17 protein-coding genes are annotated in these 19,720 nt (G+C 63.8%); 9 read left to right on the forward strand and 8 right to left on the reverse strand.

Annotation, left to right across the window (positions count from 1 at the left end):
- Nucleotides 1-587: 587 nt before the first annotated feature.
- Together Q0030_RS19715 and Q0030_RS19720 are read right to left on the reverse strand one after the other, a co-directional pair.
- Nucleotides 588-2,360 (reverse strand): EAL domain-containing protein, encoded by a 1,773-nt coding sequence (locus Q0030_RS19715; RefSeq protein ID WP_298370533.1) that lies wholly within the window; start codon nt 2,358-2,360, stop codon nt 588-590.
- Between the two features lie 213 nt (nt 2,361-2,573).
- Complete coding sequence (locus Q0030_RS19720; RefSeq protein WP_298370535.1) at nt 2,574-3,536, reverse strand: HWE histidine kinase domain-containing protein; 963 nt, start codon at nt 3,534-3,536, stop codon at nt 2,574-2,576.
- 175 nt (nt 3,537-3,711) lie between these two features.
- On the opposite strand from Q0030_RS19720, the gene Q0030_RS19725 reads away from it, so the two are divergent.
- Together Q0030_RS19725 and Q0030_RS19730 are read left to right on the forward strand one after the other, a co-directional pair.
- Nucleotides 3,712-4,554, forward strand: a complete 843-nt coding sequence (locus tag Q0030_RS19725) for a glucose 1-dehydrogenase (protein WP_298370538.1) — start codon at nt 3,712-3,714, stop codon at nt 4,552-4,554.
- A 130-nt stretch (nt 4,555-4,684) separates the two neighbouring features.
- On the forward strand, nt 4,685-5,695 hold the full coding sequence (locus tag Q0030_RS19730; protein ID WP_298370541.1) for an adenylate/guanylate cyclase domain-containing protein: 1,011 nt from the start codon (nt 4,685-4,687) through the stop codon (nt 5,693-5,695).
- Nucleotides 5,696-6,024: 329 nt separating this feature from the next.
- Here the strand turns inward: Q0030_RS19730 and Q0030_RS19735 are convergent, their stop codons facing one another.
- Both Q0030_RS19735 and Q0030_RS19740 read right to left on the reverse strand, forming a co-directional pair.
- Nucleotides 6,025-6,483, reverse strand: a complete 459-nt coding sequence (locus tag Q0030_RS19735; protein WP_298370544.1) for a nuclear transport factor 2 family protein — start codon at nt 6,481-6,483, stop codon at nt 6,025-6,027.
- A gap of 40 nt (nt 6,484-6,523) precedes the next feature.
- Complete coding sequence (locus tag Q0030_RS19740; RefSeq protein ID WP_298370546.1) at nt 6,524-7,393, reverse strand: SDR family NAD(P)-dependent oxidoreductase; 870 nt, start codon at nt 7,391-7,393, stop codon at nt 6,524-6,526.
- 105 nt (nt 7,394-7,498) lie between these two features.
- Between Q0030_RS19740 and Q0030_RS19745 the strand changes: the two genes are divergently transcribed.
- Nucleotides 7,499-8,362: a LysR family transcriptional regulator gene (locus Q0030_RS19745; RefSeq protein ID WP_298370549.1), complete on the forward strand. Its 864-nt coding sequence runs from the start codon at nt 7,499-7,501 to the stop codon at nt 8,360-8,362.
- A 258-nt stretch (nt 8,363-8,620) separates the two neighbouring features.
- Complete coding sequence (locus tag Q0030_RS19750; RefSeq protein ID WP_298370551.1) at nt 8,621-8,824, forward strand: hypothetical protein; 204 nt, start codon at nt 8,621-8,623, stop codon at nt 8,822-8,824.
- A 364-nt stretch (nt 8,825-9,188) separates the two neighbouring features.
- Here Q0030_RS19750 and Q0030_RS19755 read toward each other — a convergent pair whose 3' ends face one another.
- Nucleotides 9,189-10,430: an LLM class flavin-dependent oxidoreductase gene (locus tag Q0030_RS19755; RefSeq protein WP_298370554.1), complete on the reverse strand. Its 1,242-nt coding sequence runs from the start codon at nt 10,428-10,430 to the stop codon at nt 9,189-9,191.
- Nucleotides 10,431-10,699: 269 nt separating this feature from the next.
- On the opposite strand from Q0030_RS19755, the gene Q0030_RS19760 reads away from it, so the two are divergent.
- Together Q0030_RS19760 and Q0030_RS19765 are read left to right on the forward strand one after the other, a co-directional pair.
- On the forward strand, nt 10,700-12,106 hold the full coding sequence (locus tag Q0030_RS19760; protein WP_298370556.1) for an MFS transporter: 1,407 nt from the start codon (nt 10,700-10,702) through the stop codon (nt 12,104-12,106).
- Between the two features lie 209 nt (nt 12,107-12,315).
- Nucleotides 12,316-13,497 carry a PHB depolymerase family esterase gene (locus Q0030_RS19765; protein WP_298370559.1) on the forward strand — a complete coding sequence of 394 codons (1,182 nt, stop codon included), beginning with the start codon at nt 12,316-12,318 and terminating at the stop codon, nt 13,495-13,497.
- A gap of 15 nt (nt 13,498-13,512) precedes the next feature.
- Here Q0030_RS19765 and Q0030_RS19770 read toward each other — a convergent pair whose 3' ends face one another.
- Complete coding sequence (locus Q0030_RS19770) at nt 13,513-14,181, reverse strand: MBL fold metallo-hydrolase (protein WP_298370562.1); 669 nt, start codon at nt 14,179-14,181, stop codon at nt 13,513-13,515.
- A gap of 175 nt (nt 14,182-14,356) precedes the next feature.
- Here Q0030_RS19770 and Q0030_RS19775 point away from each other — a divergent pair, with 175 nt between their 5' ends.
- Both Q0030_RS19775 and Q0030_RS19780 read left to right on the forward strand, forming a co-directional pair.
- The gene (locus Q0030_RS19775; RefSeq protein WP_298370565.1) at nt 14,357-15,169 is read left to right on the forward strand and encodes an RMD1 family protein; all 813 of its coding nucleotides are present in this window, start codon (nt 14,357-14,359) and stop codon (nt 15,167-15,169) included.
- 101 nt (nt 15,170-15,270) lie between these two features.
- Nucleotides 15,271-16,905: an alpha-amylase family glycosyl hydrolase gene (locus tag Q0030_RS19780; protein WP_298370568.1), complete on the forward strand. Its 1,635-nt coding sequence runs from the start codon at nt 15,271-15,273 to the stop codon at nt 16,903-16,905.
- Nucleotides 16,906-17,101: 196 nt separating this feature from the next.
- Here Q0030_RS19780 and Q0030_RS19785 read toward each other — a convergent pair whose 3' ends face one another.
- A complete protein-coding gene (locus Q0030_RS19785; protein ID WP_298370570.1) occupies nt 17,102-18,220 on the reverse strand; it encodes a vWA domain-containing protein in 1,119 nt (372 codons plus the stop codon).
- A gap of 206 nt (nt 18,221-18,426) precedes the next feature.
- Here Q0030_RS19785 and Q0030_RS19790 point away from each other — a divergent pair, with 206 nt between their 5' ends.
- Nucleotides 18,427-18,909: an MmcB family DNA repair protein gene (locus Q0030_RS19790; protein ID WP_298370573.1), complete on the forward strand. Its 483-nt coding sequence runs from the start codon at nt 18,427-18,429 to the stop codon at nt 18,907-18,909.
- A gap of 159 nt (nt 18,910-19,068) precedes the next feature.
- Here the strand turns inward: Q0030_RS19790 and Q0030_RS19795 are convergent, their stop codons facing one another.
- Nucleotides 19,069-19,623, reverse strand: coding sequence for an ActR/PrrA/RegA family redox response regulator transcription factor (locus tag Q0030_RS19795; RefSeq protein WP_298370576.1), 555 nt, complete (start codon nt 19,621-19,623; stop codon nt 19,069-19,071).
- Between the last annotated feature and the right edge of the window lie 97 nt (nt 19,624-19,720).

Here is a 19,720-nt window from a genome sequence, read left to right on the forward strand (position 1 = left end):
TCAAGATGCGCCGCAAGCGGCGCTCCATGAGGGTCTCGAGCCTAGCCGCGAAACAAGGCGTCATCCTGAGAGTCTGTGGAGCTATATCCTCGTCCACCGCCGTCATCGCCCGGCTCGACCGGGCGATCCAGTACGCCGCAGCTTCTCGGCTCAAGCACTGCTGCCTCTGGAATACTGGATCACCCGCATGCGCGGGTGATGACGCCGCGTGGCGTGACGCCTTCAATCGAAAACCATCCTCATCGTCGTCCCTGCTCCCGTGCACAACTGCGCACTAGGCAGGGACGACGTGTTGGAGGAGCCGCAGACTCACATCACGATTTCGGAATAATGGAAGAGTGCCGCTGATTTGCCCGACGAGTCAAGTTGCCGCGTCGAGCGCCGACAGTCGCCGGCTACTTTGCATGGGGTTGTTTTCGATATTTTAGCAGCGCGCCCCGGGGACAAGCTATCGCATCCGGTTGTCGGCCTCGTTCCATAGCCCGGCCATGACGACGTGGACACGTCATGCCGAAGCGCTATATGTGATAGCCCTGCGCAAGCGGGAGAGGGAGTGAAGTCCCGTCGAGGTTGCCTTCTGACTTGCGTTACCGCCGAAAACCGCTGGCGCGCGAGTAGCTCTGGCGGCCTTCCTGGGCCGGGCGCGCCGCCATGCTGGCGCGCGCCTCGCTGGCGACCGGCGTCGCGGGCTTCAAATCCTCGAGGAAGATCGGCTTGGCGAAGTAAAAGCCCTGGGCGTAGCGGATCTTGGTCGCCGCCTGCAGATAGGTGAGCTCCTCGTAGGACTCGATGCCCTCGGCGATCACGGTCATGCCGAGCGCCTCGCTCAGCGATTCGATCGCACGCAGGATGCCCTGGCTGCGCGGCCGCTTGTGGATGTCGGTGATGAAGGAGCGATCGATCTTGATCTCGTCGGCGGTGATGTCCGCGAGTGCCGACAGCGACGAATAGCCGATGCCGAAATCGTCGATCGAGATGCCGACGCCGATGCCGCGCAGGATCGGCAGGATCTGGTCCTGGAAATGCGACCGGGTCACGAACGCGTCCTCGGTCACCTCGATCATGAAGCGTTTCGGGAAGCCGGTCTCCTCGATCGCGCTCGCGAAGCGGCGCATGAACTCGAGGTTGGAGGCTTGCTTGGCGGCGACATTGATGCTGATCGTCGCCGTGGGGCCGAACGTGTCGTTGATCAGGTCGATCGACTTGACGATTTCCGCCAGCACCAGAAACGTCAGCTCGTCGATCAGGCCGAGCTCCACGGCGAGGTTGATGAAGGTGCCAGGCGCCTGGATCACGCCCTCGTCGTCGCGCAGCCGCACCAGCGCCTCGATGCCCTTGATCTCCTGGGTGCGGATATCGACCTTGGGCTGGAATGCGCAGCAGAAGCGCTTTTCCAGGATCGCCAGCCGCAGCGACTGCTCGATCTTCATCCGCGCCAGCGCCTCGCGCTCCATGCTGTTGTCGAAGAACGCGATCGAGCCCTTGCCGTTGTTCTTGACGCGATACATCGCGATGTCGGCATTCTGGCGCAGCGCCTCGTAGCTCCGGCCATGCACCGGGTAGAGGCTGACGCCGATCGAGGTCGAGGCGAAGATCTCGGAGTCCTCGATGAAGAACGGCGCCTTCAGCCGCTCCTGCATGACATGGATGAATTCGGCAACCTCGTCATTGCCGCTGATCGGGTTCAGCAGCAGCAGGAATTCGTCGCCGGAGATCCGTGACAGGATATCGGTCTCGCGCAGCGCGTGGCCGAGCCGCTTGGACAGCTCGACCAGCAGCGCGTCGCCGATCGCGTGGCCGTAATAATCGTTGATGTGCTTGAAGTTGTCGACGTCGAGGAAGGCGAGCGCGAATTGGTTCTGCGCGGAGTCGCGGATCAGACCGTTGACGCGATGCTCGATCACCCGCCGCGTCGGCAGGCCGGTCAGCTCATCGTAATAGGCCGAGCGGAACAGCTGGTCCTCGAACGCCTTCTGCTCGCTGATGTCGGTCGATGTCGAGATCAGGAGATTGCGGCCGGCGATCTGCACCGGCCGATGTGAGGTGAGGAACACGTATTTGGAGGCGCCGCAGGCGAGGACTTCCTCGAGCACCACCGGACGGCCGCTGCGCAACAGGTCCAAATTGGCGGCGTGGCGCTCGTCGACCGGCGACGGCTGGCTCGCGCTGGCTGCCAGCTGCAACTGGCTCGCTGCCGCTTCATTCACCAGGATGAACTGGCCCTGCTCGTCCTGGACGGTGACGCCCGCTGGCAGCAGCTGGAGAAGATCGCGCAAGATGCGCAATTCATTGCTGGAAATGTCGTCCTGCCCGGTCTCTGCCGTGCCCGCCTGAAAATCGTTTTTGATGAAACTGTGCATCCGCCGACCTTGGCAAAGTCCGTTGTAGTTTTGGTTAAGCGGACTTGCGAAATGCCGTGACAGAAAGAGACCCGGGCTGCTTTCGCAAGCCGCCGCGGCAATCGTCATTAACAGAGTATCAATGGCGGCATCGGCCGCCGGTGAAAGCGATTGCGCGGCGCGCGGTTGCGTCGGCACGCGCAAATAAAGTGCGTGTACCGAAAAGCAGGCTTATCAACAGTTGGGAAGATTGCACTGCATGATGCAGTGAACACCGGTCTTCAGGTAACTGATCTCGGTCTTGCCGTCGAACGGCCGCAGCGCCGACTTCAACAGCTTGGTGCCGAAGCCGGCTTCGCCGATGACCTCGACCACCGGTCCCTCGGTTTCGTCCCAGATCACGTTGAGACGCCCGTCGTCCACGGTCCATGACACCTGCAGAAATCCGCGCGGCGAGGAGAAGGCGCCGTACTTTCCTGCGTTGGTTGCGAGCTCATGGAAGATCAGCGCCAGTGAGACGGCGAGCTTGGCGGGCAGGAACAATTGCTCGCCATTCAGATTGAACCGTACATGCCCGTAGGGCCCGAGCTCCGAGCGGAGCAAATCCTTGATATCGCAGCCGTAGCCGTCGACCCGCGCGATCAGATCGTCGGTCGCGGCGAGCGCGCGGATGCGATGGTCGATGCGCTGCCAGACGTCGGGCCGGTCCTGCAGCGCCTGATGCAGCACGGCATGAATGGTCGAGGACTTGTTCTTCAGCCGGTGCTGCAATTCATCGACCACGATCTTGCGATACTGCTCCTCCTCGGTCAGCCGCTTGGAAACCTCGCGCTGCTGCGCGACCAGGGAACGGTAGTGCTCCACGCCCCAGATCGCGACGCCGCACACGACCCAGAAGATCATCAGCAGCGCAAAGCGCGCCGGGTCGGCATGCGCGCTGCTGAAATTGAGCAGGACGCCGAGCAGGCCGCTGGCCAGCGCGGTTGCGATCCCGATCCGGAAGCCGCCAAGGGCGGTCGCGAAGAATACCGCCGGGAAATAGGGCGTGAAGAACACGTCCGGCCTGATCTGGGCGAGCCCGAACCGCGCGGCCGTGGCCAAAACGAGACAGAACACGGCGAAGGCGACCGCAAGCAGCAGCGATGGCTGCGCATCGCCCCGCCAACTCGCCCTGAAATCGTCGATCCATTTCGCCATCGGTCGCGCCAGTTCACGTGAACAGGCGACCCAAAATAAGGCCGCTGCGACCGAAAAACCGCAGTTGTGGCCTTCTGGCCACAGACGGACCTCGCCGGCCGTTAACCGAGCCTGCGCTTGCGTTGGCAGGAGCGGCTGGGGAATATCGGCAACATCAAACGTCAGGGAGACCGGCATGGGACGGCTGGACGGCAAGGTCGCGATCATCACCGGGGCGACCAGCGGCATCGGGTTGTGCACGGCCGAGGTCTTTGTCGCGGAGGGCGCAAGGATCGTGATCGCCGGGCGCCGCGCGCCGGAGGGCGAGGCACTGGCGCGCCGGCTCGGCGGCAGCTGCATCTTTCGCCAGACCGACGTCACGGTCGAGGAGCAGATGCAGGCGCTGATCGCGCTTGCGGTGGAGAAGTTCGGCCGGATCGACTGTCTGTTCAACAATGCCGGCGGCCCGGCGCAGACCGGCGGCATCGAGGGCCTCGACGTCGAACGGTTCGATGCCGCGATGGCAACCCTGGTGCGCAGCGTCATGCTCGGCATGAAGCATGTTGCGCCCATCATGCGCCAGCAGGGTTCCGGCAGCATCATCAACAATGGCAGCATCGCCGGCCGGCTCGCCGGCTTCTCCTCGTCGATGGTCTATGGCGCCGCGAAGGCCGCGGTGATTCATTTCACCAAATGCGTGGCGATGGAGCTCGGCGAGTCCGGCATTCGCGTCAATTCGATCTCGCCCGGCGCGATCGCCACCGGCATTTTCGGCAAGGCGCTGGGGCTGTCGACCGAAGCCGCCGAGCAGACCCCGGCTGTCATGCGCGAGGTCTATAAGGCAGCACAGCCGATCCCGCGCGCGGGTCTGCCCGACGACATCGCGCATGCCGCGGTGTTTCTGGCGAGCGACGAATCGAGCTTCGTCAACGGCCACGACCTCGTCGTCGACGGCGCCATGACCGGCGGCCGCAACTGGAGCCAGCAGCAGGCGGGCTACGTCGCGTTGCGCAAGGCATTCGATCAGGGAGCGGGGTAGAGCGTTTTCCAACGCGCGCGAAACGAATCGGCAGCGTCATGGCCCGCTTCATCGCTTCGCGTCTCGGAACGACGAGGGGAGGAATATGACGATGGTCGATCTGGCAAGCTCCCCCCGACAACTCTCTCGCATGAACGCCAGGCTCGAGCGGAAGCTGCAACGTCTTGCTGCCGTGATCGTGGTCGGCACCCTGTCCGGCATCGCGGTCGGCCTGACCCACGGCACCGGAGCGACGGCGCTGATCACCGGCGCCGTCTACGGCTTCCTGCTTGGCGCCATCATCGGAGCGGTCGAACTGTTCGTCCTCGAGAATTGGGACTGGCTCAATCGCCTGTCCTTCCTCGCCAATCTGGCCGTGCGCAGCGCCGTCTACGCCGCCATCATCATCGGCATCCAGCTGTTGCACCCGGGCGAGCGCATCGCGGGGCTCCCGCTGGAGGCCTCGTTTGGGGATTTCTGGTGGGCCTTCGCCTACTCCGCAGGCGTCTCGGTGCTGATCAACCTCGGCCTCGCGATAGCCAATCTGATCGGCCCGCGCGCCTTCATGAACTTCGTCACCGGGCGCTATCACCGGCCGGTCGAGGAAGACCGCTTCGTGTTGTTCGTCGACATCGCGGGGTCGACCGGACTTGCCGAACGGCTCGGCGGCATTGGCATCCATCGCTTCCTCGACCGTACCTTCCGCCTGCTGACGCAGTCGGTGGTCGATTATCGCGGCGAGGTACTCAATTACGTCGGCGACGAAATCATCGTCACCTGGCCGGAGCGACACGGCGCGGTCGATTGCCGGCCGCTGCGCTGCTTCGTGGCGATGCGCAGCGCGCTGCAAAAGGCGGCATCGCAGTTCGCGCACGAGTTCGGCGCGGTGCCGCAGATCCGCGGCAGCCTGCATTTCGGTCCGGTGATCGTCGGCGAGATCGGCGACATCAAGCGCGCGATCGTGTTCAACGGCGACGTCATGAACACCGCAGCGCGGCTCGAAGAGCTGAGCCGCAAGGTCGAGGGCGGCTTTCTCGCCTCACGCGCGGCGATGGCGCGCTTCGCTGTGCCGCCGCCATTTCCGCTGAGCGACCTCGGCACGCTCCCGATCCGGGGCCGCGTCGACGGCATCGACGTGGTTGGGATCGGAGCGGTGGCGTAATCGCCCAGTTCTTCCGCGAGCCCGTGCTCATAGACGTTCGCTTCAGTCACGAACGGTGACGTCGATCTCGACGTGAATGCATGCCGACGTGCCAGAAGCCATCGCGATCTTCGCCTCGGGGCCATAAGCAGACATTTCGCCGGAGACGATGTACAAGAAAAGCTGATCAGCGATAGCTGCTTCAAGCGTAGGTGCTCACTGCACATTGACAGCCCTTTTTCAGCGCCGCTGATGGCTGAAAGGCGAGACGTCCCTGCCAGTAGCGCTGGCAGGAACGTCTCCACCGGACCGCAAGATCGGAACAGACCCGTTTCTTGACGCGCGCCCGTTCAGAACATTCCGTTCGGGTTGGCCCGTGGGATGTTCGGCGCGATCATTGGTGCCGAGTTTGCCGCGTCGCCAACGAACTGCAAGGTGTCCCAATGCTCGACGGCCTTGCCTTCGGCGTCCATCCTGTAGATATCGACGCCGGCGATTCCCGTATCATTCGGGTCGTCATTGAAGAGATTCAGGAAATTCACGTGCGCCCATACATAGTCGCCGACGGCGATGATGCGGTGGACCACGACGCGAGCCCGGGCGCGTTCTCCGGTGATCTGGGCGAAGAACTTCCCCAGCGCGACCGAACCATCGGCAATCAGCGGGTTGTGCTGGATGTAGGCGGGGCTCACGTATCTGGCCGTGCCCTCTTCCGATCTCTTCGTGTTGATCATCAGATCGTAGAGCGCAAGAACGTTGTTCTTGTTGCGAACGGCGCGGCTATCGTTGGTGTCAAGGATCTCGATCATGGTTAGCTCCTGTTGTCAGATGGGTGGTTGTCGGGTGGACTCAACTCAGGCCGACGAGCTGAAGGCGCAACGCATCCTGCTCGGCGTCTGATTTCTCTCGAGCGACCCAGAGCATCTCTCCGGCGTCTACTCCCACCGGCGCACGGCTCGGTGCGGGGACTTGCTCGGCCAGTTCGATCACCCTTCGGGCGGCGGCGGTCGAATCGAGGCCGCTGTTCTGCATGCCGTTCAGAGCGGCCGCGAACGATCCGAAGGTTTTTCCATAGAGCTCGCGTTGTTCGGGCGTCATTCCGTCAGCCACCCGCTGGAGGGCTGCGGCTGTTTTCGCGGGGCCACCGGTCTTCATGTTGCCTGCCGCCGCGACCACGACGTCAATTCCGAACCGCTTCAGTTCAGCACGGTAGACCGTCGCGAAGACTTCCATCGCGGCCTTCGATGCGCCCGACGGTCCATTGAACGGCAGCGGCACGCTGGCGGTCCACGTGCTGACCTGAACGATGCGCCCACGCGCCTTCCTGAGCGCGGGCAGAAAAGCATTCATGACCGAGAGGGCACCGAACACGTTGACGTCGAATTCGCGCCGGATGGCGTCCAGCGGAAGAACCTCGATCGGTCCCGGGGTCAGGATGCCGGCGTTGTTGATCAGGACATCGAGGCCGGAATCGCCGAGGGCGTCGGACACGCCGCCCGCCCAGGTTTTCACCGGCTCTTCTTTGGTCATGTCACAGACCGTCAGGCTGACGCGTCCACCGGAAGCGTCCTTCAGGTCCTGGACTTCCACTGCCGACATGGCCGTTCCGAAAACGACATAGCCTTTGGCTGCGAGCTCCAGCGCAATATCGCGGCCGAGCCCTGCGCCGGCGCCGGTGACGACCGCTGAGCGGCCGGAATGTTGGTTTCTCGATGACATAGCGATCTCCCTTGGCTTGAACTGACAACCAAGCTATCGTTGCTGAATTCGATCAGATAGCCCTATGAATTGGCCATCTGTGTCGCAAAAAATGGAACGCTTGGGATGGATTTCGAAGATCTGCGGACTTTTGTCGACGTGGCGGATGCTGGCGGGGTGTCGGCGGCTGCCCGGCGGCTTGGCGTCTCCAAGTCGATTGTCAGCCGACGGTTATTCCGATTGGAAGCCGAGCTCGGCGTTCAGCTGCTCGCGCGAACAACACGCGGTGCCGCGCTGACGGAGGCCGGGGTCACATTTCGCGAGCACGCCGCTCGCGTCCGCGCCGAAATCGACGCCGCCCTCGAAACGATCTTGCCTGCCGGCGAACTGCGCGGCCGCCTCCGTATCGCCGCACCGCTATCCTTGGGACCCACGCATTTGGCGCCGGTCTTTGCGGACATGGCGCTGCGCCACCCGCTGCTCCACGTCCAGGCGAGCTACAGCGATCGCTTCGTGGATATCATTGGGGAGGGTTTCGATTGTGCGATACGGGTCGGCTATCTCAGCGACTCGAACTTGATCGCGCGTCGTGTCGGAGCGCTCACTGGGACGCTGGTGGCAAGTCCGGATTATATCAGGGCGCACGGGGCTCCCGAGACGCCGGACGATCTTCTCAGCCACCAGTCGCTCATGCAGGGAACAGAAGCCTGGCAGTTTATGGATGGCGACAAGGTCATTTCCATTCATCCGCAGGGGCGGTTCAAGGCAGACAATGGTACTGCACTCGTCGTTGCCGCGGTGGCGGGGCTCGGCATCGCCTGGCTTCCGGATCATCTCACCAAAAGCTATCTGGATTCCGGCGCGCTTGTTGGCGTCATGTCGCGCTACCCTGTTCCGACGGCCGGCATCTTCGTCGTTCGACCTCCCGGACAGCATCCCACAAGGAAGGTCCGAGTTCTCACCGAATTGCTGATTGAACGTTTCGGGTAATTGGCGGCTGACCAATTCCACGACGATGCCGTGAAGAAGTACCCTCGCCTGAAACGGAAGCGGGAATGTCGGCTTCGGGTCATTCGCGTCGCATTGCCGCTTTGGCTGCCACTTCTGGCGTAGCCCAATCAACAGACACCGTCAGAGCGATCCGGTCGATCTGCTTTGGCCAAAGGGAGGCGGGTCGAAGAAGCGCCAAATTCACGACGCAGATTGGGGCTTCAGTAGAGTGTTCCCGCGAGAAATTGAGATCGCCTCATGGACGCGAAATCAGCCGCAAGATTTAAACAGCACGCGGAGCGGGCCATTGAGGAGTTGTCCTTGGCGCTCACGCTCGCCGAGGAAGCCTCTCCGACAGATGAGTTTCTGAGATTGAGGACATCGGTCGGCGATATCATCGCTCGGTTAGACACTATGCTGCTGGAGAATATCGATAAAGATCATCCCGATCTGATGGCGTAGAGCACTGACCTGTTGCCGTCCACATCGGATCACAAGGCGACATAGGCCAGCGTCGCCGGACGTCAGGCTGCGACAAATTAAATGAGACGCAAGACTCGGACAAATCCATGTCGCGAGAATGCGGATGTGTGACTCACAAGCGGCGCAACAAATTCAGTGTCGTCCCGGCGCAGGCCGGGACCCATACGCCGCGGTGGATGTTGTGAACGGGACTCGTCGTTCCAGCGTGGCGCAACGATCGGCATTCGTGGTTATGGGTCCCGGCCTGCGCAGGGACGACGGCGGTGGATGCGGCGCGACGTCGATTCCAGCTTTCGCGGTTACGACAGCTGCGCGACGCTCACGCCGCAAGGCGCTCTTGCCCTTACGCCTTCTGCTTCGCCGCTTCCTTCGCGAGGTCGGGCGCATTCACGGCCGGGATCGCGACGCGCCCAGTGCCGGTTTGCTGGAGCGCTGCGGCGGCCTTGTCGTTCTGCATGATCTTGGCCATCACAGCCTGGCCGGCGCGCTCGAACACCGCGCGGTTGTCGATCACGAACTGGCGCGACTTGCGCAGGCCGTCGATATAGCCGTTGATCTCCGGCACCACATAGCGCGCGACCATGTCCCAGCTGCGGCGGGTGTTTTCGGGGTTGGCCCAGTCATGGGCAAAGCCGATGATCGAGCCGACGCCGCCGGAGACGTCGACCAGGTTCTTGATCATCTTGATCAGATCATCCGGCGTGCCGATGGTCGACGCAGCACCTTCGACGAAGGCGGTCTTGTCGACGGCTTCATCGGGCGAGGCGAACGCGGTCAGGCCCGGCCGCATCAGGGTGCCGACGTTATATTCGTTGTGCCAGCGCAGCAGCCCGGCGCCGGCCTCGCGCCGTGCCTGCTCGCGGGTCTCGGCGATGTGCCAGGACAGCAGCACGCGCCAGTTGGAACGGCTCACCGTGGTGCCGGCCTTCTTGGCGGCGTCCTCGGCGAACTGCCATTGCTGCGGCAGCGCCATCAGGCCCTGGGTCGACATCGAGCCGAGCGAGATGATGCCGATGCCGTATTTGCCGGCGAGCGTCATGCCCGACGGCGAGATCTGCGAGGCCACCACGAACGGCATGTCCTCCTGCAGCGGCAGGATCTGCAACGCGGCGTCGTGCATCTCGAACCAGTTGGTCTTCGCGGTAACGCGCTCGCCGTTGAACAGGCGGCGGATCACCGCGATCGCCTCGTCCTGGCGGTCGCGCTGGGTCATCGGGTCGATGCCGAGCGTATGCGCGTCGGAGGCGAGCGCGCCGGGGCCGGAGCCGAAGATGGCACGGCCGCCGGTCATGTGGTCGAGCTGCACCATGCGCTGCGCGACGTTGAAGGGGTGGTGATAGGGCAGCGAGATCACGCCGGTGCCGAGCTTGATGCGCTTGGTGCGCTCGCCGGCGGCGGCCAGGAACATTTCCGGCGAGGCGATCGTCTCCCAGCCCGAGGAATGGTGCTCGCCGCACCAGAATTCGTCGTAACCAAGCGCGTCGAGCTGCTCGACGAAATCGAGGTCGCGGCGGAATTGCAGCATCGGATGCTCGCCGATCGGGTGATGCGGGGCGAGGAAGGCTCCGAACTTGAGGCGCGCCATTGGTCGTTCTCTCCGGATGATTGTTATCGGGGGCTTTCCGCCAACCTACGGGGTGGCCCGAGGCAAGGCAATGCTCCGGGGTTGCGGCGCCCGCATGGTTGTTGCGCAAATCGGCGGCGATTGCCGCCCTCCGGAATGTTTCCCAGCGCATCAACGCAAATCGGCGCCGGGTCGCGCGTCCGTGATCCCAGGCTTACCTCGCAGGTAATCGAAGCAATGACCGGAATCTGCTGATGTCCGCTGCAACTTCATTTCGGGCAGGACAGGGCATGCACCAGATCGTTTCGACGCGGGCGGAGACCTCCCGCCGCTGGTGGGTGCTTGCGATCGTGGTGTCAGCGCAATTCATGTTCGGCGTCGATGCCTTCATCGTCAACGTCGCTATCCCGACGATCGCGGCGGAGCTGCACGCGACGCCGGCGCAGATCGAGGCCGTGATCGCGATCTATCTGATCGCCTATGCCACGCTGGTGGTCACCGGCGGCCGGCTCGGCGATATCCACGGCACAAGGAACGTGTTCATCGCCGGCGTCGCGGGCTTCTCGGTGACCTCGCTGTGGTGCGGTCTGGCGCAGTCCGGACCGGAGCTGATCATCGCCCGGCTGGCGCAGGGTGCGACAGCGGCGCTGATGGTGCCGCAGGTGCTGGCGACGCTGCATCTGCTGTTCTCCGATGCCGCCCGTGCGCGGGCGTTCGGCATTTACGGCATCGTGCTGGGGCTCGCCGGCGCGGCCGGCTTCATGCTCGGCGGTGTGCTGGTGACGCTCGATCTTGCCGGCCTCGGTTGGCGCGCGGTGTTCTTCGTCAACGTGCCGTTCGGCGTCATCATCATCGCAGCCGCGCTGAAGATCATGCCGACGGTGCCGCGCCGCGCCGGCACGCGGCTCGATCTTCCCGGCGCGATCGTGCTGTTTGTGGGTCTGCTGTGCCTGATCGGCCCGCTGCTGTTCGGTCACGATCTCAACTGGACGGCGTGGGTTTGGCTGACGATGACAGCAGGTGTTGCGGTCATTGCGGCCTTCGTGCGGCTCGAGCGCAATGTCGCGCGCCGTGGCGGCATGCCGCTGATCGATCTGGCGCTGCTGTCCGATCGCGCCTTCATGCGCGGCCTGGTCGCGGTGTTTTTCTTCTTCTTTGCCAACCTGTCCTTCTACCTGATCATGACCATGTTCATGCAGAAGGGCCTGCAGATCCCGCCGTTGCAGGCCGGGCTGGTGTTCGTGCCGCTGGCGCTGACCTTCGTGATTGCCTCGCGGCACAGCGGCATGCGCGCGAGGCATCGCGGCACGCTGGTGCTGATCGAGGGCTGTGCGTTGCAGATCGTCGGCCTCGGTGTGCTGGTCGCGACGGTTCAGGCGATCGCGTCACCATCGGCGCTGTTGCTCGCACTGGTGCTTGTGATCTTCGGCTACGGTCAGGGCCTGGTGATGGCGCCGCTGTCGAGCGCCGTGCTGTCGAGCGTCAAGCCCGCAAGCGCCGGAGCCGGCTCCGGCATGTATGGCACGACGACGCAGATCGGCAACGCGGCCGGCGTCGCCGCGATCGGCGCAGTGTTCTTTGCCGTTGAGAGCGCGACATCAGCGCATCTGGCGCTGTTTGCGGCATGCGCATTGTTTGTGCTGTCGATCATTATTTCAGCCGCATTTCTGTCATGGATGCGACGTGCCACCGTATGAATCCGCAGCCACGTGGCGCACTTTCTTGGAAAGTTGGTGCTCGAACAAGGTGCTACGGCAACTGTTTCGATCAGTCCGTAGCGCGATCACGCGTTAACGCCGATTCTCACAATTCCGCAGGGAAAGACAGCACACGGCCTTTTCATTTTGCAGTGCAGCAATTATCTGATCGGGTGACACAGAAGAATGAATCACCTCAGGAGTTGCTGTTGTCCCTGGTCAACAATGTCGAATTTTTGCGTCATCTGCCCAAGATGAACGCGTTCAGCGGTCTCGGCGCGCTTGCGCCGGCCGTGCCGACGCCGCTCGTCGAGACGACCGAATTCGGCGTCAACCCCGGCGATCTGAAGATGTACTCGTTCGTGCCCGCGCAGCTTGCGCGGTCGCCCGCGCTCGTCGTGGTGCTGCACGGCTGCGGCCAGACGGCTGCGTCCTACGATCTCGGCGCCGGCTGGTCGACATTGGCGAGCCAATATGGCTTCGCGCTGTTGATGCCTGAACAGCAGGCGGCCAACAACGGCAACACTTGCTTCAACTGGTTCAATCCGCAGGACATCGCGCGCGGGCAGGGCGAGGCCGCTTCGATCAGGCAAATGATTGGACACCTCGCCGGTGCGCATAAGATCGATCCGCGCCGCATCTTCGTGACCGGACTATCCGCCGGCGGCGCGATGGCCTCGGTCATGCTCGCGACCTATCCGGATGTGTTCGCAGGCGGCGCCATCATCGCCGGCCTGCCGTTCGGCGTCGCCGGCGATCTGCGCGAAGCGCTGCATGCGATGCTGCATGGAAGCGCGCTGTCGGCGCCGGAGCTCGGCGGTCTCGTCCGCAACGCCTCGACGCATGGCGACGCATGGCCGAAGATCTCGGTGTGGCATGGCAGCGCCGACCGCACCGTGCATCCCGGCAATGCCGATGCGATCGTCCGGCAGTGGCTCGACGTGCACGGCCTGCCGCTTGTGGCGATGTCGAAGTCGGATGTCGACGGCCATCCGCGCGAGGTCTGGTGGAGCGCCGATGGCGAAACGCTGGTCGAATCCTACTCCATCACCGACATGGCGCACGGCACGCCGCTCGGGCTTGCCGACAATGACGAGCGCTATGGCGTGGAGGGCGCGTTCCTGATCGAGGCCGGGATCTCCTCGTCGTATCACATCGCGAGCTTCTTCGGCCTGACCGACAAGGTCCGTCAGCCGCATATCGCGCCGACCGGAATCCCGCGCGAGCGCGCCGACACGATCTCGATGACGATCCCGGTGCCTGCGGCCGAGCCCGAGCCTGAGCCGGCATCCGGCCGCAAGAGCGACCGGCCGCGCAAGCGGCGGAGCAAGGGTGTCGACGTCGGCGGCGTCATCACGCGGGCGCTGACCGCCGCAGGCCTGATGAAGTAACGGCTGATGAAGTAGTTACATCTCGCCGGTCAGGAACGGGTTCGTCATCCGCTCCTGGCCGATGCTCGATCCGGCGCCGTGGCCGCAGATGAAACCGACATCGTCGCCGAGCGGCAGCAGCTTCTCCTTGATCGACTGGATCAGCGTCGGGTGACTGCCGCCGGGCAGGTCGGTGCGTCCGACCGAGCCGGCGAACAGCACGTCGCCGACATGGGCGAAGCGCAGCTCCTTGTTGAAGAACACCACGCTGCCCAGCGAATGGCCGGGGCAGTGCAGGATGTCGAAGGTGAGGTCGCCGATCGAGACCTGATCGCCCTCGTCGAGCCAGCGGTCCGGTCCGAAATTGCGCACCCCGGTCATGCCGAAGCGTTCGCCGCTCGAGACCACGTTGTCGAGCAGATATTTGTCCGCGATATGCGGGCCCTCGATCTTGACCTGCAGCGCGTCGCGCAATTCGGCGGCGCCGCCGACATGATCGATATGGCCGTGGGTCAGCCAGATCTTCTCGACCGTCACGCCGGTCTGCTTGATCGCGGCCTGGATCTTCGCCACGTCGCCGCCGGGGTCGATCACCACGGCCTTCTTGGTCGGCTCGTGCCAGATGATGGTGCAGTTCTGCTCGAACAGCGTCACCGGCACGATGATCGCGCCGGCCTTCGGTTTGGTCTCGGTTGTGTCGTTCATGGGGGCACCATAGGCTACCGGAAAATGCCGTCAACACGCACGGGAAATGCGCTTGCCCCGGCGTGTGATCCCAAAACGGACCGTGATAAGGTCACCTCCAGCAGAACAGCTTCGTGAGCAGGCTGATATGCGGTTGCTCTCGATCCCGATCTAAGTCCTCGCAGTCCGGAACTTCATGACCCAGGCTTCCAATGCACCGCTCGGCGGCCCCCGGACCACCGCCCGCGCCTTCTTCGTCGCGGACCGCATCAACACGTCCGGCCTCGAGCGCGGCGACGTGCTGGCCACGACGCCGCTGGCATTTCGCGTCAATGACAATGGTGTGGCGATCCTGTTCCGCTATGGCGTCGTGGTCCTGATCGGTCTCAATGCGCTGGAGGAGGATGAATTCCTGCGCAGCCTGCAGTCGCGCATGACCGGATTGTTCACGCGGCGCGAGGAGGAGATCGCGATCATCGAGCTCGCCGCCGAGAAGGAGGACCAGATTCCGCCGGGTGGTCCGATCTATCTGCAAAGCCTGTCGCCGGAGCGGCTGATCCTGGTCGGTGAGGCGCTAGCGAAAAGCGTGGTGCTGGCGCGGCACGAGCGCGAGGTCCGGGCCGTGTTCGACACGACCGAGCCGTTGGCGCGCGAGCTCGCCAAGGGCGGCCAGGTTCGTGGCGGCCGGGTCGCGATCCTCAAGCACATCGGCAACGCGCTGTTGGTGCGGCATCGCGTGGCTGGCCCGGTCGAAGTGTCGGAGAAGCCCGACATCCTCTGGGACAAGCCGCACCTCGAGCGGCTCTATGCCCGGCTCGAGGACGAGTACGAATTGAAGGAGCGTGCGGAATCGCTGAACCGCAAGCTCGCCGTCGTGGCTGAGACCGCGCAGGTGCTGACCGATATCATTGACACCAGCCGCTCGCTGCGGCTGGAGCTGATCATCGTCTTCCTCATCCTGTTCGAGGTGCTGATCACCATCTATCAGCTCGCAATCGCCCGCCACTGACGCATTGCAGCCATTTTTCCGTCCCGAATTATGCGTCATCCCTGAACGGACAGGCCGCCCCAAGGCGCGGAGCGGCTGGGCTGCGAGCTTGGGGGGACGGGATGGATCGGGACGACAGGGACTGGTGGCGGCGCAGCATTTTTTATCAGGTCTATCCGCGCTCGTTTCAAGATGGCGATGGTGACGGAGTCGGCGATCTCAGGGGGATCATCGCGCGGCTGCCTTATCTGACGCGGCTTGGCGTCGACGCGGTCTGGCTGTCGCCGATCTTCCCGTCGCCGATGGCCGATTTCGGTTACGACATCTCCGACTACACCGGCATCGATCCGCTGTTCGGGACGATGGAGGATTTCGACGAGCTGGTCGCGACTGCGCACGATTCCGGCCTCAAGCTGATCCTCGACCTGGTGCCGAACCACACATCAGATCAGCATCCGTGGTTCATCGAGGCGAAGAGCTCGCGCGATAATCCAAAACGCGACTGGTACATCTGGCGCGATCCGGCGCCGGATGGCGGTCCACCGAACAACTGGCTGTCGGAGTTCGGCGGCAGCGCCTGGACGTATGACGAGGCCTCCGGCCAGTACTACTATCACGCGTTCCTTACCCAGCAGCCTGATCTGAACTGGCGCAATCGCGAGGTCAGGGACGCGATCTATGACGTGATGCGCTTCTGGCTGCGCAAGGGCGTCGACGGTTTTCGTGTCGACGTGATCTGGCACCTGATCAAGGATACCGAATTCCGCGACAATCCGCCGAACCCGCATTATCGCGAGGGACGGCCGCCGCACGAGAAGGTGCTGACGCAATATTCGACTGACCAGCCGGAGGTGCACGCCGTCCTCACCGAGATGCGCCGCGTCACCGAGGAGTTCGACAATCGCGTGCTGATCGGCGAGATCTATCTGCCGCTGCACCGGCTGGTCGCCTATTACGGCAACGATCTGCGCGGCGCGCAGATGCCGTTCAATTTCGCGCTGCTGTCGACCTTGTGGAGCGCGCGCTCGGTCGAGCAGATCATTGCCGACTATGAGAAGGCGTTGCCGCCGGGGGCGTGGCCGAACTGGGTGCTCGGCAATCACGACCGGCCGCGGGTGGCGAGCCGGGTGGGGCCCGCGCAGGCGCCGGTCGCCGCAGTGCTGCTGCTGACGCTGCGCGGTACGCCGACGCTGTATTACGGCGACGAGATCGGCATGCGCCAGGTTGCGATCGCCCCAGGCCAGGTGCGCGATCCCTTCGAGAAGAACGTGCCTGATATCGGCGTCGGTCGCGACGGCTGCCGCACGCCGATGCAATGGAGCGCCGAGCGTTATGCCGGTTTCTCGACGGCGAGGCCATGGCTGCCGCTTGCGCAGGATTTTGCACGCGACAATGTCGCGAGCCTCGAGGCGGACCGGGCGTCGATCCTCAACCTCTACAAGGCGCTGATCGCGCTACGGCGAAAGCTGCCGCAGCTGGTCCATGGCAGCTATGAGCCGGTGGCGGCGCACGGCGATGTCCTGCTCTACCGGCGACGCAGCGCCGAGGGCGTGGTCGTGATCGCGCTGAATTTCGGCGTAGTGCCCGCGTCGGTCTCCTCCAGCGCCATCGGCTTCAGCAACGAGGTCCTGCTGTCGACCTTCATGGAGCGCCAAGGCGAGAAGATCGAAGGCGTCCTCGACCTGCGCGGCAATGAGGGCGTGATCCTCGGGCCGCCGATGGATGTCGCGCGCGAGCGAGGCGAGCAGATCGGTTAGGCTCCCTCTCCCGCTTGCGGGGGAGGGTGGGGTGGGGGTCGCTCCGCAACAAGGCTATCGATACTTGGTCGCAAATACCCAGCCTCGCTTAGCGGACACGATTCCTTGCTGACAATTCCGGTCCCACAGCGGCGAGAGCCCCCACCCTGACCCTCCCCCGCAAGCGGGGGAGGGAATGGACATAGGGTAGCCAGTCCTACCGCTTGATCTGCGCCTTCAGCGTGTCCTCGACCACGCGATCGAACGATGCTGCCTTCGGCGCGCTCTTGCGGTGCTCGGCAACATATTTGTCGCGCTTGGCGACCAGCGCGGCGAGCTTCTCGTTCAGTTCCTTGCGCTGAGCGATCTGCTTGTCGACCTCGGCACTGCGCGCATTCGGCTTCATGGCACGGAGATTGTCGGGCAGGTCCTCGTCCTTGACCTTTGCGATGTCGTTGCGGCCGGCCGCGATGTCGGCGACCAGGTCGCCATCGCCGGTCACCGCCTCCGACGTGACCTTGGCGCGCTTGTTGATGAAGCTTGCCATCTCCGAGGCGCGCGCCGGTGAAGCTGCGGCGACGCTCGCGAGCTGCTGGGTCTTGGATTCGGTGCGCTTCTGCAACGCGCGCGGGCCATACGGGATCACGGTGCCGTTGATCTCGCGCTGCAGGATGATGATGTCCTCGTCGAACGGCGTTTCGATGGTGACGATCTGGCCGCCGTCCTGCGGGATCGGGATGAATTCGCCGTTGCCGTTCTGCGCGATGTCGCGCCACACTCGTTCGGTGTCCTGCGCGTTGCCGGCGAGCACGGCGTTGACGATGATGTCGCGTTGCTTGGCGACCGCGAGCGTGACCGGGTATTTGGTGTCCTGCGCATAGTCCATATGCGGCGGGGCATCGCCGACCAGAAACACGATGCGCGTGCTGTCGCGGCCTTGGGTCCACTGCATCTTGTTGACGGCGACGTCGAGCGCTTCGTTGACGCTCTCCGGCCAGTCGCCGCCGCCGCGCGCCTTCAATTCCAGGAGATTGGCGTAGAGGTCCTGAATGTCACGCGTCAACTCGACCTTTTTGGTCACGTACTCATCGCCGATGTCGCGATAGGCAATCGGGCCCATCCGAATGTCGGCGTCGGGATTGGAATCGACGATGGCGGTGGCGATCGACCAGATCTTGCGCTTGGCGCCCTCGATCAATCCGCCCATCGAGCCCGTGGTATCGAGCACGAAGGCGACTTCGACCACGGGCTTGGCGACGGCCGAGGACAGCCCGGCGGACAGTGGAAGGGTTGCGAGAGCGAAGACGAACGAGCGAAGTGTGATGGGTGACCGCATGGGTCTCTCCTCCAGTGGTTTCGTCCCTCGGAACCAAGGTTCCATCGGCTTCGCGGTGGCTTGAGGCCGAAATCGCGGCGGCCCGGGTGCGAATTTGCGGCCGATTCCGGCGCTGCCACGCTCTATGTGTTGGAGCATGATCTTCGCGGCAAACCGGCTTCCACTTTTCCGGATCATGCTCTGGTGGAATCGGCTATTCTTGAGCGATGGAATCGCCCGCCCGCCAGATCGCGCTTGTGCCCGCGCCCGACCGACGCCAGTCGGACACTGCGCTTGCGATCGCGCGCGGCACCGCGAGACTTCTGAGGTCGCTGGGATTTTCCTGCATCAGCGAATTGCCGCTGCCGTCCGGCCGCCGGGCCGATCTGGTCGCGCTGAACGAACGCGGCGAGATCTGGATCGTCGAGATCAAGTCGTCGGTCGAGGATTTGCGCGCCGACCAGAAATGGCAGGACTACCGGATGCATTGCGACCGGTTGTTCTTCGCCTTCACGCAGGATCTGCCGTGCGAGATCTTCCCCGCAGACACCGGCCGGATCATCGCCGACGCCTATGGCGCGCATCTGCATTGCGAGGCGCCGGAGCATCGCCTGCCGGCGGCCACTCGCAAGGTGATGACCGTGCGCTTTGCCATGGCAGCCGCGCAGCGGATCAATCGGCTGGTCGATCCGCAGGGGCATGAATTTTAGATGTGTGATTCCGTAGGATGGGTAGAGCGTAGCGAAACCCATCATTGGCGCCGCGGGCACAAAATCGATGGGTTTTGCTTCGCTCTACCCATCCTACGAAACCACAAAAGCAAATGGCCGGGACGAGCCCGGCCATCGTGAAAACAAATGAAACGCCGCTTAGCGCGGCGCGCGCTTGGCGAGGATGCGCTGCAGCGTCCGGCGGTGCATGTTGAGGCGGCGCGCCGTCTCCGAGACGTTGCGGTTGCACATCTCGTAGATGCGCTGGATGTGCTCCCAGCGCACGCGGTCCGCCGACATCGGATTGGCCGGCAGCTCGGACTTCTCCGCGCCGGTCGCAAGCAACGCGGCGACGACGTCGTCGGCATCGGCGGGCTTCGAGAGATAGTCGACGGCGCCCATCTTCACGGCGGTGACGGCGGTCGCGATGTTGCCGTAGCCGGTGAGCACGATCGCGCGCGCCTCGGGGCGCTTGCGCTTCAACGCCGAGACGACGTCGAGGCCGTTGCCGTCGCCGAGGCGGAGGTCGACGACCGCGAAAGCAGGCGCGGCGCGGCCGATCTCGGCGAGACCATCAGACACCGTGTCGCATGACTTCACCGCGAAACCGCGCGTCTCCATCGCACGCGACAGGCGTTCCAGGAACGGCTTGTCGTCCTCGACGATGAGGAGCGAGCGGTCGGCATGGTCATTCAGTTCAGTGATGGCGTTCACGATCCATTTTTCCCTGTGGCAGACGCCATATTATATGGGGTCCTACTACGGCGCTGCCAAGGCAGCCGAAAGTCGCGTGCCATTCCAGAAAGAGTAC

It is taken from the genome of uncultured Bradyrhizobium sp. (assembly GCF_947648125.1).
In the GTDB taxonomy this organism is placed as follows: Bacteria; Pseudomonadota; Alphaproteobacteria; order Rhizobiales; family Xanthobacteraceae; genus Bradyrhizobium.